Below are 16,776 nucleotides of genomic sequence, written 5' to 3'. Positions count from 1 at the left end.
TAAATGAGTATTGTGTCTTGTTTTTAATTGTTGTTTTTCAATGTCTTATTCTGTTGTAGTTACCCATGCGTTTTATGTTATTAATTGACAATCTTTTGGCCTTGAGTGAAAACTTAAGGCCTTTTTGTTTTAGGGGAAGCCGATTTCTGCTTAAAGCATTGCAAGTGTTATTGTTCAGTTAGCATGTTTGATTTACTTTGATTATTATAAAGAATAGTTTTAGCAACTTATTCAATTCACGCTAATTTATTTTAAAGAGGTACTAATGTTTGATGAATTTCAAATACAGCTAACTACATTTGATTGGAACGGGGTTTCTGGTCTAACAAATATCTTGATGGTAATTTTAACTGGCCTTTTATTATATGGTTTGAAGCAAGGTTCTAATAACATTAAGGAGTCAGCGTTATCGAGAGATGCTGATATTTTACGTTGGGCAATGGCTGAAATGGATCTCCTGAAACCTGCTATTCGAATTATCACTGAAGCTCATAAGCGCAATGCGTATTGCAATTGCCAGTTTAAACATGAGCTCGAGTTTGAATCTTGTTGGTCTGTTGAAGAGTTAGCAGCTGCTCAAGAAGTCAGTGTCAAACTTCAAAGGATTGGTTATATGGCCTTACATAATTTGATTTCTAGAAATCATTTTATGAATGTTTGGGGGCCGATGTATTTGTCCATTTGGTATTCATTAGAGGCCTGGGTTATTCATAAACGTCTTGAACTTAATGAACCTGCAAAAATTGAAGATGGTGCTTATTCAAGAATTTACCTTGAACAATTTGCTTTGTACTGTGAAAGAAATTTACCTGAAATTTTGGTGAATAATGAACGCAAAAGATTTAATTTGCCTTTAATTGATAAAAATCAAGTCGGGTTGAAAGCTAAACTAATGCGCCGTACAAAAAGTTCATGTGAAAAACTCAATATATAGTTAACCTCGAATTCAACTATCATTACGACTTTTATCAAAACTAGATGCTTTTCTGCAACCATGAATTTTTGTTGTTATTTTATTGGTGTAGTTAATGTTTTTATCGTAAAGATTGAAATATTAAGATAGTAATTGTGCATAATCTATGAGGCCTTAAGTGAAAACTTAAGGCCTTTTTGTTTTAGCTCGAGTCAAGGGATGGTTACAAGTGCAATGGTGGTGCAGATGTAAATGTCCCCTTTAAAATCAAAATGTTTTGAACTATGCGGGACCATTATCAATACGTTACGCTGAGATCGCTTAAAGGTTCTAGGTGTTAGCTTTGTCTATTTTATGTGCTAAGTTAAGTTATCTAAATTATAAAAAGGATTTTTTATGCAGATACTTCATCATGGCGCGGTTAATGGCGTAACGGGATCATGTCATCAATTAGATGTGAATGAGCTAGGCGTTATGTCTAGTTATCTTGTTGATTGTGGTTTGTTTCAAGGTGCTGAAACCGCGGGTAAGGCTTCGGCCCAACAACTGCAAATTGATTTTGATATCAGCACTATTCAAGCGCTTGTCGTAACTCATTGTCATATTGATCATGTTGGTCGTATTCCCTATTTAATTGCCGCGGGTTTTGATAAACCCATTTATGCCACCGAAGCGACTGCGGCGTTATTGCCATTAGTGATTGAGGATGCGCTAAAAATTGGTGTGACACGGGATAAGGCGTTAATTGCAGCCTTTTTAGCTAAACTTGCATCACTGATTGTGCCCGTTAAATATCATCAATGGATAGCATTGCCGTTAAACTTAACGGTTGAACATAAACAGGACGTTAGTGCGGTTAAACTTAAGTTTAAACCCGCAGGTCATATTTTAGGATCTGCCTATATTGAGTTTGACCTGATAGGCAAAGCAAAACACAGGGTGGTGTTTTCAGGTGATTTAGGTGCCACTTATGCGCCTTTGTTAGCCAGTCCGCGCAGTCCTTATCGTGCCGATACGTTAGTTATTGAATCAACCTATGGTGATAAAAATCACCAAGGCAGAAAACATCGCAGTAAACTGCTGAAACAGCTTATTGAAAAGTGCGTTGCCGATAAGGGGGTTGTACTTATTCCCGCTTTTAGCATTGGGCGAACGCAAGAGTTACTTTATGAGTTTGAGCAGATTATTGCTAAAAATCAGCATAATGCTATTTGGCAGCAGATTGATATTATTGTTGATTCGCCAATGGCGGCTAAATTTACCCAGAAGTATCTTGAGTTTCAGGTGTTGTGGGATAGCGAAGCCAAGCGGGTTGTCAATAAAGGTCGCCATCCTTTGGATTTTGAGCAGCTGTTTACCATTGATTCGCACCAAGACCATTTGGCCGTTATCAATTATCTTAGCTCACGTAATAAACCTGCCATTGTTATTGCGGCTTCGGGGATGTGTAGTGGTGGTCGTATGATGAACTATTTAAAGCGCTTTTTGACTGAACCAACGGCAGATGTGTTGTTTGTAGGTTATCAAGCTAACGGGACACCGGGTAGAGACATTCAAACTTACGGCCCGAAAGGGGGGTATGTTGTATTAGATGACGAACGTATTGATATCAAAGCTGGCATTCATACCATTAGTGGTTATTCCGCCCATGCTGATCAAACTAATTTAGTGAATTTTGTTAAACGGATGCATCACCAGCCCAAGCATATTCGCATCGTGCATGGCGATGATGACGCAAAGCTTGCTCTGGCTGATAAATATCGCCAATTACTGCCCGATTGTGACGTGGTAATAGGTAAAGATTAAGTTTAAAACATTGTTGAGATATAGATTGAGATGATTGAGATTGATTTCTTAATGATGTTCTTTACTCTGCTCAAGCTTATTTATTTCTTATTGTCGGGGGATTATTTTTAGCCAGCCCTTGGCTTATTTTACGCTTCATCCCTTAGCTCATTTTCTCTTCATCACTGTGCTATCCAGTCCATAATGAGCTCCTTTTTAGTAATCTCCGAGCACTTTATTCATACTCTCTAACCTCAGCCAATTTTATGGAATTTAATTTCAACTATGTAATTTATATTCTGCATTTTACGTGTTTTAGCGGTTTATCACTCTTTGGCACACTCAAGCTGCATGTTACCTGAAGTGTTAAGGTTGTTAGTTGTGAGTTGGTTTTTTTGCGGTGATGTTTGGTTTTTTGGTGTGGTGTCGATTGCTTGTTGTTGCAGCGGTGTTTGCGGTATTTTGATTTTTTGTTGATTAATATCAAGTGGATAATAAAAGTTCATCTTTTGTTGTTTTTGCAAGGTTAAGCACTTGAGTCTGCGTTTTTATTTCGTACACTGCGACTTATTCTAAGATTAATGAGTCAAAAATGTATGGAAGTTTTCATCAGTTTGGTCGGTATGATGGCCTTAATAGGTTTAGCGATTTTATTCTCGGAACGTCGCAGTGCCATTAACCCAAGAACCGTAATAGGCGCACTTGCTTTACAAGTCGCTTTTGGTGCGTTTGTACTTTATGTCCCCTTGGGAGAAAGGGTATTAGATGCCGTGTCTGGTGGTGTCATGCATGTCATTAACTATGCCAATGAAGGTTTAAGCTTCATATTTGGCGGTTTAGCGACTTACAGTCTTGGCTTTATCTTCGTTATTAATGTGCTGTTTGTGGTGGTTTTTATCAGTTCATTAATCGCGGTGTTGTATTACCTTGGCATAATGCAGTTAATTATTGGCCTGATTGGCGGCGGTTTATCTAAATTATTAGGCACAAGCCATGCTGAATCATTATCTGCTACAGCAAATATCTTTGTCGGGCCTATTGAAGCCCCTTCTATGGTGCGTCCCTTTGTTAAACACATGACTCGCTCTGAACTGTTTGCCGTAATGACAGGTGGTTTAGCATCGGTTGCGGGTGGCACTATGATTGGTTACATCCAGATGGGGGTTGATATTAAGTATGTGCTTACCGCAGCATTCATGACTGCTCCAGCGGGATTATTATTTGCCAAGTTGATGTGGCCTGAAACGGAAAAGCCCCGTAATGACATAAAGCAAGTGATGGATGAACAAGAGGATAAGCCAAGTAATGTACTTGATGCGGCAGCCAATGGTGCCGCGATGGGTATGCAACAAGTGTTGGCTGTATCTGCATTGTTGATTGCCTTTGTTGGCCTTATTGCCTTGATTAATGGTTTTGTCGGTAATATTGGCTCTTGGTTTGGTTATGCCGATTTAACGCTGCAGGGCATTTTAGGCTATTTATTTGCGCCTTTAGCGTGGTTAATGGGGGTGCCTTGGAGTGAGGCAACCCAAGCCGCATCATTTATTGGCCAGAAAATGGTGATCAATGAGTTTATTGCTTACGTCGACTTTTTAAAAGTTGCGCCTGAATTATCAGAGAAAACTCAAATTATTATCAGTTTTGCGTTATGTGGCTTTGCTAACTTAGGCTCTCTTGCCATGGTGATTGGTGGGTTAGCGGCACTGTGTCCCGAACGTCGACATGATTTAAGTGAAATAGGCTTTAAAGCCTTAATTGCTGCTGCGTTAGCAAATTTAATGAGTGGAACTATTGCTGGTTTGCTATTCAGTTTAGCGGGCTAATTACATTATCCCGCCAGGATCATGACACTTGGCGGGTCTGTTAGGAGAGATATCATGACCCCACATATCAATGCACCTCAGGGCGCTTTTGCAAAAACCGTGTTAATGCCTGGTGATCCTTTACGTGCCAAATATATTGCCGAGCACTTTTTGGATAATCCGAAACTGGTAACCGATGTTAGAAACATGCTTGGGTATACCGGTGAATATCAAGGGAAACCGATTTCGGTGATGGGATCAGGAATGGGGATCCCTTCCATTTCGATTTATGCGAAAGAATTAATTACAGAATATAATGTCGAGAATATCATTCGCATCGGATCATGCGGCGCGGTAAGCAATAAAATTAAGCTAATGGATGTCGTTATGGCGATGGGGGCAAGCACGGATTCTGCCGTTAATCGCAGCCGCTTCCCTAATACCGATTTTGCCATGATAGCCGACTTTAATTTACTTCGATTAGCCGTAGAAGCCGCTGAGAAGCAAGATGTAAGCTATCACGTAGGTAACTTATATTCCTCAGATTTATTCTATAGTGCAGATGAAGAACGTTATAATTTAATGGAAAAATATGGCATTTTGGGCGTTGAAATGGAAGCCGCAGGACTTTACGGTGTTGCTGCTGAATACGGTGCAAATGCGCTAGCCATGATGACAGTAACCGATCATCTAAGACTGGGCTTACATTTAACGGCAGAAGAGCGCCAGCAAACCTTGAACGAGATGATCAAGCTTACCTTAGAGGCGATAATCCAACTTAATTAATGGTGATTGTCAGCAAGATGACTAGAGCAAACGGCAAATCAATGGATTAATCGTTTGCTCCTAGACTGAATTGATATCAATAAAGATGTAAGTGATAAATGAAACTTTTAGCCGTATTTTTAATAGCGTGTGGTGCAGTATTAACGGGATGTGGTAGCCCAAATACCGTTGCTGGGCCGGATGAAACGACCAGCATCAACGCCGCCGACACCGCAAGAACATCTTTAGATTGGAATGGAATATATAAAGGAACCGTTCCATGTGCGGATTGTGAAGGTACTGACGTTTTTTTAGAACTGAAACATGATGGGACTTATATGCAAAGTTTAAGTTACATCGGCAAAATGAGCGCAACGGTTATGGACGAAGGTGAAATATCCTGGAATTCAGCAGGCAATGAGATCACCATAAAAGAGATGCGTTATTTTGTTGCTGAAAACCGTCTTGTTCTTGTTAATGATGGCAGTGCGACTGAACAGAAGGTTTATACGCTTTACAAAGAGCCGGTTTTGTAATTTGCAAATTGACGCGCATGGCTTACTTTTACACTTTGACAGATCACGGTTTTAGTGGCCAAGTAAGCTTGGTTAACATGGGGCGTTTAAGTATGCCCTGTTTTTAATATCATATTGAACACAGAATAAATCCATCATTCCTGCCTTAAACTCTATTATAATCAAGCTAATTATATTTTTACCTATTGAGTTTTTCATTGAACATTTTAGTCACCGGCGGAGCTGGTTTTATTGGTTCAGCCGTCATTCGATATTTGATCCAGCACACGACTCACAGTGTGGTGAATGTTGATAAGTTAACCTATGCTGGCAATTTATTGTCATTAAAGTCTATTGTTCAAGATAGCCGCTATAGTTTTGAGCAAGTCGACATTTGTCATCAAGCCAGGCTGCAACAAGTATTTGAACAGCATCAACCAGATGCTGTGATGCATTTAGCTGCCGAAAGCCATGTTGATCGATCAATCACTGGCCCGAGTGACTTTATTCAAACCAACATTGTTGGCACCTACAACCTATTAGAGGTTAGTCGTCAGTATTGGCAAACCTTAACCGTACAAAAACAGCATGCATTTCGATTTCATCATATCTCGACTGATGAAGTGTATGGCGATTTAATCCACCCTGATGAAATAGATCAAGCTGACTTACCATTGTTTACCGAGCATACCGCTTACTCGCCCAGTAGTCCTTACTCAGCTTCAAAAGCGGCGAGTGATCACTTGGTGCGAGCTTGGCATCGCACATACGGTTTACCCACCTTGGTTTCAAATTGTTCTAATAATTATGGCCCGTATCATTTCCCTGAAAAGCTTATTCCTCTTGTCATATTAAATGCGCTTGAAGGGAAACCTTTACCCATTTATGGCAAAGGCGATCAGATCCGTGATTGGTTATTTGTCGACGACCATGCTCGTGCATTACTTAAGGTGGTAACCGAAGGCGAAGTAGGGCAAACATATAATATTGGTGGCAATAATGAGAAACGCAATATTGAAGTGGTCACCGAAATTTGTGCGGTACTGGATGAGCTTGTGCCCAAATCGGCCCCTTATGCGGAGCAAATTGTTTATGTTACCGACAGACCGGGACATGATAGACGCTATGCCATAGATGCCACTAAAATTGCCACTGAACTAGGCTGGTCACCACAAGAAACCTTTACCTCAGGTATCCGCAAAACAGTTGAGTGGTATTTAGCAAATAGGGCTTGGTGTAAGCAAGTTCAAGATGGCAGTTATCAGCGGGAACGCTTAGGTCTGTCGCTAGGGGTCATAGGAAAATAAATGGCTATTTGTTATCGATGGTGACTGATTTAAGAATAATCGCACAAGGTGTTTATCTTTTAGCGTTGGTGGGTGAAGGGTTATGAAAGGAATTATTCTTGCTGGTGGCTCTGGTACACGCCTTTATCCATTAACTCGTGGCGTATCGAAGCAGTTATTACCGATTTATGATAAGCCTATGATTTATTATCCTTTATCTGTTTTGATGCTTGCAGGCATTCGTGACGTACTTATTATTACCACCCAAGAAGACCAAGCCAGTTTTAAACGTTTACTCGGTGATGGCTGTGATTTTGGTATTTCATTAACCTATGCGGTTCAAGCTTCACCGGATGGCTTAGCGCAAGCGTTTATCATTGGTGAACATTTTATTGGTGATAGTTCAGTATGCTTAGTGCTTGGTGATAACATTTTTTATGGTCAATCATTCAGTCAAACATTGCAAGATGCAGCTAATAGACCTATTGGCGCAACCATTTTTGCGCATCAAGTGAAAGATCCTCAACGCTTTGGCGTTGTAGAGTTTGATCGTCATTTTAAAGTCTTATCGATTGAAGAAAAACCGCTACAACCTAAATCCAATTATGCGGTAACGGGTTTATATTTTTATGATAATCGGGTGGTTGAGTTTGCTAAAGCATTACAACCTTCTGCACGAGGTGAGCTTGAAATATCCGATATTAATAATCGCTATTTAGCTGATAACAACTTGAATATGGCACTGTTAGGCTGGGGATTTGCTTGGTTAGATACCGGCACCCACGAAAGTTTGCATGAGGCGTCAGGTTTTGTGCAAACCATTGAAAATGTGCAGGGCTTGAAAGTGGCTTGTTTAGAAGAGATTGCTTGGCGAAAGGGGTGGCTAACAGATGAGCAATTATCTGCAATTTCCCATTCGATGAAAAACAACGCTTATGGTCAATATTTGGCTAAGTTGCTCACTCAATGATATCTGACATAGAAAATAAAGGCGTATCTGTCGAGACATCTAAAACCCAGCATAAGATACCAATCAAAGCCCCTAGTACTGTCAAGGTAATGCTAACTGGCGCAGCTGGTGCTGTTGGCGTATCGATTGTTAAACAGTTAGCAGGTAAAGTCGATTTATATGCCTACACTCACAAACAACTGGATATTACTCAGTTAGCGGCCGTTTGCGAAATCATTGATAAAGTAAAGCCTGATATCATTATCAATGCCGCGGGTTATACCGCAGTTGATAATGCACAAAACGATGAGACTCAGGCCAATCTGGTTAATCATGATGGCGCACAATATTTAGCGTTAGCCGCTGAAAAAATTAATGCGGTATTGTTCCACCTTTCTACTGATTATGTGTTTTCAGGTGAGTCTGACGCGGCCTATACCGAGCAAGACTTACCTCATCCTATTAATGTGTATGGACACAGTAAGCTGGCGGGAGAGTTAGCCATTCAGCAAAGCTGTACCAAGCACATTATTATCCGCACAGCCTGGGTTTTTGCTGAACATGGACAAAATTTTGTCAGGACAATTTTAACGCTAGCGAAAAACCATTCGCAGTTGGATATTGTTGACGATCAAATTGGCGGCCCAACCTATACGGGTGATATCGCCAAAGTGATAGAGGTGTTGATTAATAAACTTTCCGGTGATGATGTTTCGTCTGTTCATTATGGTATTTATCATTATTGTGGTTTGCCTTATGTCAGTTGGAAAGGCTTTGCTGACGCGATAATTATGGCCGCTAAACAAGGTGATATTATTGATACTTTGCCCAAAGTGAATGGCATATTATCTGAAGCATACCCAAGAGCGGCTAAAAGACCTAAGAACTCACGTTTAGATTGTCGTAAAATAGCGCAAGTATTTGATGTGCTGCCATCTGACTGGCAAGCGGCATTAAGCGTTCTTGTCAGCTCAACTGACTTTTCACTTGAGCCGTTGATGAAACCGAAACCCTAATTAAGACACCTAATGAAGATTATTAACACCGCCATAGCCGATATCAAACTTATTGAACCCACGGTTTTTGCTGATGAGCGTGGATTTTTTATGGAAAGCTGGCATCAGCAACGCTTCGAGCAATTGGTGACTGGTCAGCCTATAACGTTTGTTCAGGATAATCATTCCCGCTCGTTTAAAGGAACCTTGCGAGGCTTGCATTACCAGCAGCAACATACTCAAGGTAAACTCGTTTGGGTGACCGCTGGTGAAGTGTTTGATGTTGCAGTGGATATTCGCCAAGGCTCGCCAACTTATGGGCAGTGGGTGGGAGAGTATTTATCTGCAGATAATAAAAGACAAATTTGGATCCCCGCCGGATTTGCACATGGTTTTTATGTGATGAGTGACTATGCCGATTTTGTTTATAAATGTACTGATTATTATGATGCATCATCAGAAAAAGCCATTTTATGGAATGATACAGATTTGAATATTGACTGGCCATTAACTGCGGGGCCATTATTGTCTGATAAAGATCGGCAAGCAGCCGCTTTTGCCGACATTGAGCCACTTGATTACCACATTTAAGAGCAGCTTAAAAACTCATCTTACTAAATCGTATACAGATAATATATTTGAAACTATAAATGAGCATCCCTAAAGGGTTCTGGTCACCCCAACCGGACTCTTTTCTAAAAGAGATTTCTCAATCTATTGGCGACAGAACAGCATTTGCCGAGTGAAGTCGTTCTGCATTGTAATATTTCATATATTTTGCCACATCATCACGCACACGTTGACGAGTTATATGTGGTAGTTTTAATAACCAATCGTGTTTCAAACAACCCAAACCGCTTTACAACAGCATTGTACCAACACGTTCAGAGGCTAAACTTGCAAGGTGATTGGCTGAAAGTACAACTAAACTAGGATATTTGTACTGCAATAGGTGTGCGTCGAACGACTGTTCAGCGCACACCTTAAGTTACTCCGATTAGTATTATTAAACCTGAGTACTGGTTACTTATTATCGGAGCGAAGTACCAACTCGACACGGCGATTGAGTTGCTTGCCTGCATCGTTACTATTGTTGGCAACTGGGGAGTATTCGCCAATACCCTTGGCGGTAAGCTGTTGTTTGTTTATACCGTGCTGACTGGTCAGTGATTGCACCACTGCCTTAGCCCGCTTTTCAGATAACACTTGGTTATAGCTCTGTTGACCTTGGTCATCGGTGTGGCCGATAACATAGAAGTCTTGCTGCTGGTTAGCCTTAAGATAGCTTGCCACAATCGTTATCACTTCGGCGGCCTCTGGTAGCATTTCATCGCTATCAAACTTAAACAATAGGCCGTCTAGTGCCACGTGACCAGTTTGCGCAATCTTGTCAGTTAGGCCTTTTAGATCAATAACTAATCTATCATCTACAAGGCTGGTTTCTTCAATAAGTTTAAGCTCGCTCCATAGGCCATTCTCGAAACCTGTAATGTAGACCATGGCATGCACAGTACCCTCAGGGCGAGCTAATTTATAGAGAGAATAAAACTGGTTTTCATCCAGTCCAATATGTGCAAAGGTTTTGATGCGTTGATGAATTTTTCGTGATTTACCGCATTCATTACCTTGGCAGTGAAACCCACGCACAAAACCGAGTTTTTCTAACGCCGCCTTGAAATTAGCATTGACCTCATATTCAGAATAACCGCGAGGAAGTTTGTAGTTTATATCGGTGATCTTACCTTCAAGGGGCTTGATTTTGTGTTGGTCCTTGTCTATGCCATCGAACACTAAGGTTTGGCCAAATCCTTGTTGTAGGTAATCTTGAATATAGGCACCGGGTAGTCTGGCTATCATGGGATGATCGCTAGCGCCTTGTGTATCCTTGCTCGTTCTGTCTTTAAATGACTCTTGTTCTACCACCGCGCCGAGATAGGCTTGATTGGTTGTTAACAGATCCAGTGGCTCATCGATTTCCTCGATAATATCCAGTTGCAGCCCAGCACCATTTTGCCAATTAGTCGCATAGACTGAGAGGTAAACTTGTTTGTTTTTAAGGGGGAGCTTAGCCGTGAGTAAGGCCGGTGAGTTCTTCGGAATATCGTTAAGCGGACTAATTTGTTTCGAAAGATTGTTCTTGTTACCACAGGCATCTAGCTGACATTCAAATAGTATGTTGCCTCCTAGCTTTATTATTTGTGCTTTATAGTTATTAACGGCATGGCTAGGGTCATAGCTGCTGGGAAGTTCATAATAGGTGCGTTTTAGCTGCCCGGCATAAGTTTGAGTTTGATATTCCCCCTTATTAATACCTGAGATAAAGGCGAACGGAATATAATGACGAGTCTGTTTTTTATAAACCTTACTATCGGCAAGCGGTGTGAAGGGCTGTTGCTCTGGCTCTGCTTGAGCGCTGACGGCTAAAGTACAACATAGCGCTAATAATAGTTTTTTTATCATTGTATTTCCTTTTACAGTTTATGGACTAAAGGCAATTGATTATCTATGCCACTTAGTTTCTCAGAGCTATTTTTAAGGTTTAACTTTTGCTGCTTAGCTGTTTGCTTATTAGTTTTTGGGGGCAGGGCAATCTGTTAACACTGTCAGTGATTTGTTGCTCTCGTCCATTTTTTGCATTAGCGCCATCATCTGATTGGGGTCAAGTCCTTTATACATTAAGGCGACACCAGGCTGATGTGCTAAAGGGGCTAACCGCGAGCAATCTGTCATGTTCATGATCGAGATAGAGCTAGCTTGGCTATGGGCTAATGCCTGCCAATCTTGAGTGTCGATATTTGATAGCATCAGGTTAGCTGAAAGTTGACTAATATCGCCAAACTTGGCTATCCGACTCTGCTCTAGGTTGAGTATCTCTAATTTCGCTAAGCTCGATAAGGGAGATAAATCAGTGATTTTCCCGCCCTTTAAATTGATTGTTTGCAGTTGTTTGAATTTTTTCAGGTCTTGAATACTTACTGTCGATGACAGGCGGCAGTTAAGCTGAGTAAGTTCATTGCTGTTACTTAATTGAAGCTGCTTAGCAGCAGATTCTACACAGCTTGCTATTTGTGGGTCGTTAAATGACATTGCATCGATAGAATATGACGGCGAGCGTACCAGTAATATATCTAGGGTGACTCGCTCATTGTCGGTCTCGACAACACCAGTAATACGGGCTTGGTATGGCTGGCTTATATCGGCTAATACAGCATCTGGCAGCTGTAACTTAAGTTGTTCATTAATACTGAGTTGATTGGTCAACGTAAGTTGTTTGAGTTGAGAAATATCGTGGACTTCAAGATAGCTAAGATCGTTAAAATAAGGGAGAGCATTAGCCGTAAATTCATAGCTTAGCGTCAGTGTTTCAACAGATTTATTTTGTGGCTGCTGTGATTGAGGCTCAGTCGCCCTTGTTAGAACCGCCTGCGATGTCGCGTCAGTAAATTCATCTGTCGCCCCATGTTGTATTAGTTTCTCAACCATTTCCATCTCGACACTTTGAACGTTTTCAACCAAAGAGGGAAGAGCCTCAGACAGATAGCAGAATTTAGCCACCTCAAACATGTCTACAACCATATTGACCTGGGTTTGACCAAGATTGAACGCCATTAATGCCGAGAACGCTTCAGCTTCATCTCGTGTCGTTACTAGGGAGTCGATGTTATCGACATAGTCTTGCAGCTCTGCTGTAGTTTGTTTAAATTGCACTAATTGCTCGGGTTGATAGCAGTGACTGTCTTTGTCGATGTTTGCGAGAAAATGCTGATAATGGGGTAAATACTGGTTGGCTAGCGCTAACATTTGCTCGGCAGTCTGTGTCATGTCGCCAATAAATTCGCTCTGTAGCACTTTTTTAGCGCTTTGAGTCTCGTCTAGCTTTTGTGATAACAGTTCCATTTGCAGGGCATGTTGTTTACTGAGTAGATGGGATTGCTCGACGATAGTGCTGGTATCTTGTTTGAAATTTAGGATGGCATCGCGGGTCGACATTGCGAGTAGCTCGTTACTGTATGTCATTGCTGTGATAACAAGCACAATAGATATTGTCGAGCTAAATTGTTTATCTGTGAAACCGCGGTAGGGTACTAGCTTTAATAATTGCTTAATTGCCATTAGCTTCCCTGTTTATATAGTCAATCTAGCCTTGATTGATGAGTATCAAGACAGGTTGCCCACAAGACTGATTCATACAACCAAGGTTATAAAAGATGGGCAATAGTCCATGAGGCATGAGATATCAATTCAGGGGGAAACAAGCCCCCTGATTAATCGTTAAGCCTAAATTTAGAAATATAAATTATCGACTAACTTTTCATTGACATATAACTCGCATTTATCGGCCGTACTGCTCTTTGAAGATTGCACGACAGCAGCGATGGCACCAAAGGCGCCGCCTTGATTACCTAACACTGAACCAAAGTAACAATGGCTGCGTACAGCAAAATCTTTGTATTTTGCGTTTAAGTTTTGAGTTGGAGTGTAAGGGGGAAAACGACCTTGCATAATGGGGTCGCCGTTTACAGTTAAGATCAAAATATTTTTCTTGTCATGATAACTGCCGTTAAATTTGAGCTCTGTACCATCTACTTCGACCGTTTTTTCGAGTGCCATACGAGGGCCAGGATCTGAAGCACAACCAGTAAGAATCGCAGCAAGTGTTAAGGCAGAAAGTGAAGCGTATTTCATTTAAATAGTCCTTTATATCAACAGTAAAACGTCCATGAAGGAGCGAATGTTAATTTAGACAAAAAAGCATAACAATGAGATGTAATCTTATTCGCTAAAAAATAAAACTTTAGTTTTACGCCATGATCTTATCCTAAAGTTATCGCTCGCTGTATTACCCTTTCGGGTGTATTTTGATGGAAGTTAGACTTGTTAACCCTCGATTTATATGAAGAGTTTCTTAGAAAGTGCATAAAATGTACTTGCGAGACTGAAGTCTATGGGTCATTCGTTAATTTTGAAAAAAGTCACTTGTTTAAAAAAGGTATTAGCCAGCTGTGAATCGCATAACTATATTTAGTGGGTATTTTATAAGCGAGTTGTTCTGAGCCTTGACGTGTTATCAGATAGGTTATTTTTGCCACATTAACCACACCAATCACTTCAGATAATGGATATTTCCTCTCACCAAATAGGCTAGTTTTCACGATCAAATTACCATGATCGATTTTTAAGCGAGTCGGCACATCATTATTAATGATAAGGAGGCTAATACCCAGGGTGAGATCGCGAATACTTTTCGCCCAATTAGTGGAAGTTTATTAATCGAATATCAACTGCATGGACGCAGTTGTTAAGCCATCATGGATGATTTCACGGCGTTTCGTTTAATAAACTTTCACGAGTTGTATAAAATGCAATCACTCATGCGGTAGCCCTGGGCTAATACCGCTTGAAAAGAACAAGGCTGTTAAGTACTGCATTGCAACGGGGATGTATGAAGTGTGACTATCTGCCAAACAGGTAGTTTACCTTATAGATCTGACTTTATTTTATCCAGAACGCCACGGGTAACTATCACCGGTGGAGCATAAACTCTTGCTGTGCCACTTGTTTTAATGTCAATGGGTTGATTTGTTGCCATTGGGGGGAAGCCGTGCCCTTAAAATCCTTAGGTTAGTTATCTATGCCATAAATAGAGCCTTCCTGTAAAACGTCTGCCTAGGAGCTGTATATGGTCAGCCCTTAGCCAACGACTAACCAGCTCGCAATTAAAAGTGCTATCTATTTGGTCGCAATGATTGTCATCAACTGCTCCAAGTTTATCCTGGAGCAGGTGTTTTCAAATAGTCAGATTATTAATGCTAGGTGTGGTTAGTTAGAGACTACATTTTTACCATTACTCCACTCTAATCAATCCCTAAAAATCCACCGGTTTGATGTGCCCAAAGCTGGCTATAAATGCCATCTGAAGCAATCAGTTCTTGATGTGTTCCTTGCTCAATAATTTTGCCTTGGTCGAGTACTATTAATCTATCCATTGCGGCAATAGTCGATAGACGATGGGCGATGGCAATAACGGTTTTACCTTCCATTAATTCATATAACGACTCTTGGATTGCGGCTTCGACTTCAGAATCGAGTGCTGAGGTGGCTTCATCTAAAATCAAAATTGGTGCGTTTTTCAGCAGTACCCTGGCAATGGCAACACGTTGTCGTTGTCCACCTGATAGCTTGACACCGCGCTCACCAACCTGGGCGTCTAAGCCGACATTGCCATGGGGGTCGGTCAAATCTTGAATAAAGTCATAGGCCTGGGCTTGTTTAATTGCCGACATCAATTGCTCTTCAGTTGCGTGTGGGTCGCCATATAAGATGTTTTCACGGATAGAGCGGTGAAGCAGGGAGGTATCTTGAGTTACCATGCCAATATGTGCGCGCAAGGAGTCTTGGGTGACATCGGTTAAAGGCTGGTCATCGATTAATATCTGTCCTTTTTCGACATCATGGAAGCGCATTAACAGGTTCACCAATGTTGATTTACCTGCGCCAGAGCGTCCCACTAAACCGACTTTTTCACCGGGTTTAATGTTTAATGCAAGGTTGTCAATCACACCCGTTTTTTCACCATAGTGAAAGCTGACTTGGTTAAAATCAATTTTACCTTGGCTGACATTAAGCGCTTTAGCTTGCGGCTTATCTTCAATAGCAATTGGTTTGGATAAGGTATTCATGCCATCGGTAACGGTACCGATGTTTTCAAATAGTGAGCTAATTTCCCACATTATCCATTGTGACATGCCGTTTAAGCGCAGTGCTAAGCTCACCGCGATAGCGATAGCGCCCACAGTAATGGCATCGTCCGCCCATAACCAAATAGACACAGCAGCAATGGTAAAGGCCAAAAGGTAATTGATAATTTGCACCAATACACTGATAACTGTTACTAAACGCATTTGGCCATAAACGGTTTTTAAGAAGGTCATCATGCTGTCTTGGGCATAATCTGCTTCTTGTTTAGTGTGTGAAAACAGTTTAACGGTTGAAATATTGGTGTAGCTGTCAACAATACGGCCGGTCATACTTGAGCGGGCATCAGCCTGCTCGGCAGAGATGGCTTTAAGCTTTGGCACTAACTTCCATTGAATGGTTACATAAGCAAAAAGCCAGATCAGCATAGGCAGCATCAAACGCACATCTGCACTGGCTATCATGACTAACATTGAGGTGAAGTAAATCAAGATGTACATCAATACATCTAATAGCTTCATCACTGTTTCTCGCACAGCAAGGGCAGTTTGCATCACCTTAGTTGCCACACGACCGGCAAAGTCATCTTGATAGAAGGAAATACTTTGCTTAAGTAAATAACGATGCGCTAACCATCGAATGGCCATCGGGTAATTGCCTAGTAGCGTTTGGTGAACAATCAATGAGTGCAGTAATACCAAAAGTGGAATGATCACCAATACAATGACCGACATGGTAATTAATGTGGTGCTTTCTTCTTGCCATAAGGTGTCAGGATTTTTGGTGACTAGCCAATCGACAAGTTGCCCCATAAACCCAAACAATGACACTTCTAACATGGCTAATAATGCTGTCAGAATTGACATGATAATAAGTGGTGCACCAAACCCTTTAGTGTAATGACGACAAAAAGCATATAAGCCTGTTGGCGGCTGGGTGGGTTCTTCTGGCGGTAAGGGTTTTACTAATGATTCAAAAAAGTTAAACATGCAGGGCTCTAATTATTCATCAAAAAATTCATCCTTAGGATACCTGAACTACTTGCGCTTGTTTATCTTTGATGTTGAGTT

General features: G+C 41.1%; 14 protein-coding genes and 1 pseudogene. 9 read left to right on the top strand and 6 right to left on the bottom strand.

The genetic code is table 11. From position 1 onward, the window contains the following. The first annotated feature begins 265 nt into the window (after positions 1–265). Entirely contained in the window at positions 266–934 is a 669-nt protein-coding gene (locus ORI98_RS01225) for a hypothetical protein (RefSeq protein WP_306133935.1), read from the top strand. Between the two features lie 375 nt (positions 935–1,309). Next, a complete protein-coding gene (locus tag ORI98_RS01220) occupies positions 1,310–2,719 on the top strand; it encodes an MBL fold metallo-hydrolase RNA specificity domain-containing protein (RefSeq protein ID WP_306133933.1) in 1,410 nt (469 codons plus the stop codon). Positions 2,720–3,024: 305 nt separating this feature from the next. On the opposite strand, the gene ORI98_RS01215 is transcribed toward ORI98_RS01220, so the two are convergent. After that, positions 3,025–3,222 carry a hypothetical protein gene (locus ORI98_RS01215; RefSeq protein WP_306133932.1) on the bottom strand — a complete coding sequence of 66 codons (198 nt, stop codon included), beginning with the start codon at positions 3,220–3,222 and terminating at the stop codon, positions 3,025–3,027. 72 nt (positions 3,223–3,294) lie between these two features. Here ORI98_RS01215 and ORI98_RS01210 point away from each other — a divergent pair, with 72 nt between their 5' ends. From ORI98_RS01210 to rfbC, 7 genes are all read left to right on the top strand, one after another. Further along, entirely contained in the window at positions 3,295–4,521 is a 1,227-nt protein-coding gene (locus tag ORI98_RS01210) for a NupC/NupG family nucleoside CNT transporter (RefSeq protein ID WP_306133931.1), read from the top strand. A 51-nt stretch (positions 4,522–4,572) separates the two neighbouring features. Then, positions 4,573–5,286 (top strand): purine-nucleoside phosphorylase, encoded by a 714-nt coding sequence (gene deoD / locus ORI98_RS01205; RefSeq protein ID WP_261298125.1) that lies wholly within the window; start codon positions 4,573–4,575, stop codon positions 5,284–5,286. 98 nt (positions 5,287–5,384) lie between these two features. Further along, entirely contained in the window at positions 5,385–5,801 is a 417-nt protein-coding gene (locus ORI98_RS01200; protein ID WP_306133930.1) for a copper resistance protein NlpE, read from the top strand. 197 nt (positions 5,802–5,998) lie between these two features. Beyond that, a complete protein-coding gene (rfbB, locus tag ORI98_RS01195) occupies positions 5,999–7,087 on the top strand; it encodes a dTDP-glucose 4,6-dehydratase (protein WP_306133929.1) in 1,089 nt (362 codons plus the stop codon). An 82-nt stretch (positions 7,088–7,169) separates the two neighbouring features. Continuing rightward, positions 7,170–8,036, top strand: coding sequence for a glucose-1-phosphate thymidylyltransferase RfbA (gene rfbA / locus ORI98_RS01190; RefSeq protein WP_306133928.1), 867 nt, complete (start codon positions 7,170–7,172; stop codon positions 8,034–8,036). Then, positions 8,033–9,031, top strand: coding sequence for a dTDP-4-dehydrorhamnose reductase (gene rfbD / locus ORI98_RS01185; protein WP_306133927.1), 999 nt, complete (start codon positions 8,033–8,035; stop codon positions 9,029–9,031). Before rfbA ends, rfbD begins: the two co-directional genes overlap by 4 nt. Before the next feature lie 12 nt (positions 9,032–9,043). Beyond that, a complete protein-coding gene (gene rfbC / locus ORI98_RS01180) occupies positions 9,044–9,601 on the top strand; it encodes a dTDP-4-dehydrorhamnose 3,5-epimerase (protein ID WP_306133926.1) in 558 nt (185 codons plus the stop codon). 118 nt (positions 9,602–9,719) lie between these two features. On the opposite strand, the pseudogene ORI98_RS01175 reads toward rfbC, so the two are convergent. The 5 genes and pseudogenes from ORI98_RS01175 to ORI98_RS01155 form a co-directional block, all read right to left on the bottom strand. Beyond that, a pseudogene (locus ORI98_RS01175) lies at positions 9,720–9,891 on the bottom strand (integrase core domain-containing protein); the annotation flags it as partial. Positions 9,892–10,033: 142 nt separating this feature from the next. After that, positions 10,034–11,470, bottom strand: a complete 1,437-nt coding sequence (locus ORI98_RS01170) for an OmpA family protein (protein ID WP_306133925.1) — start codon at positions 11,468–11,470, stop codon at positions 10,034–10,036. Between the two features lie 108 nt (positions 11,471–11,578). Then, positions 11,579–13,123: a leucine-rich repeat domain-containing protein gene (locus tag ORI98_RS01165; protein WP_306133924.1), complete on the bottom strand. Its 1,545-nt coding sequence runs from the start codon at positions 13,121–13,123 to the stop codon at positions 11,579–11,581. A gap of 171 nt (positions 13,124–13,294) precedes the next feature. Then, positions 13,295–13,696, bottom strand: coding sequence for a hypothetical protein (locus tag ORI98_RS01160; protein WP_261298103.1), 402 nt, complete (start codon positions 13,694–13,696; stop codon positions 13,295–13,297). A gap of 1,169 nt (positions 13,697–14,865) precedes the next feature. Beyond that, on the bottom strand, positions 14,866–16,695 hold the full coding sequence (locus tag ORI98_RS01155) for an ABC transporter ATP-binding protein (RefSeq protein WP_306133923.1): 1,830 nt from the start codon (positions 16,693–16,695) through the stop codon (positions 14,866–14,868). Positions 16,696–16,776 lie beyond the last annotated feature (81 nt).

This window comes from Shewanella sp. ULN5 (assembly GCF_030731885.1).
Classification (GTDB): domain Bacteria; phylum Pseudomonadota; class Gammaproteobacteria; order Enterobacterales; family Shewanellaceae; genus Shewanella; species Shewanella holmiensis.
This window is presented reverse-complemented; position numbering and strand designations above follow the sequence as displayed.

Bases quoted from the DNA above. Each gene is read 5' to 3' on its own strand.
- rfbC (WP_306133926.1), top strand. From the start codon at position 9,044: ATGAAGATTATTAACACCGCCATAGCCGATATCAAACTTATTGAACCC.
- ORI98_RS01165 (WP_306133924.1), bottom strand. From the start codon at position 13,123: ATGGCAATTAAGCAATTATTAAAGCTAGTACCCTACCGCGGTTTCACA.
- rfbD (WP_306133927.1), top strand. From the start codon at position 8,033: ATGATATCTGACATAGAAAATAAAGGCGTATCTGTCGAGACATCTAAA.
- ORI98_RS01225 (WP_306133935.1), top strand. From the start codon at position 266: ATGTTTGATGAATTTCAAATACAGCTAACTACATTTGATTGGAACGGG.
- ORI98_RS01210 (WP_306133931.1), top strand. From the start codon at position 3,295: ATGGAAGTTTTCATCAGTTTGGTCGGTATGATGGCCTTAATAGGTTTA.
- ORI98_RS01200 (WP_306133930.1), top strand. From the start codon at position 5,385: ATGAAACTTTTAGCCGTATTTTTAATAGCGTGTGGTGCAGTATTAACG.
- rfbA (WP_306133928.1), top strand. From the start codon at position 7,170: ATGAAAGGAATTATTCTTGCTGGTGGCTCTGGTACACGCCTTTATCCA.
- ORI98_RS01170 (WP_306133925.1), bottom strand. From the start codon at position 11,470: ATGATAAAAAAACTATTATTAGCGCTATGTTGTACTTTAGCCGTCAGC.
- ORI98_RS01160 (WP_261298103.1), bottom strand. From the start codon at position 13,696: ATGAAATACGCTTCACTTTCTGCCTTAACACTTGCTGCGATTCTTACT.
- ORI98_RS01155 (WP_306133923.1), bottom strand. From the start codon at position 16,695: ATGTTTAACTTTTTTGAATCATTAGTAAAACCCTTACCGCCAGAAGAA.
- ORI98_RS01220 (WP_306133933.1), top strand. From the start codon at position 1,310: ATGCAGATACTTCATCATGGCGCGGTTAATGGCGTAACGGGATCATGT.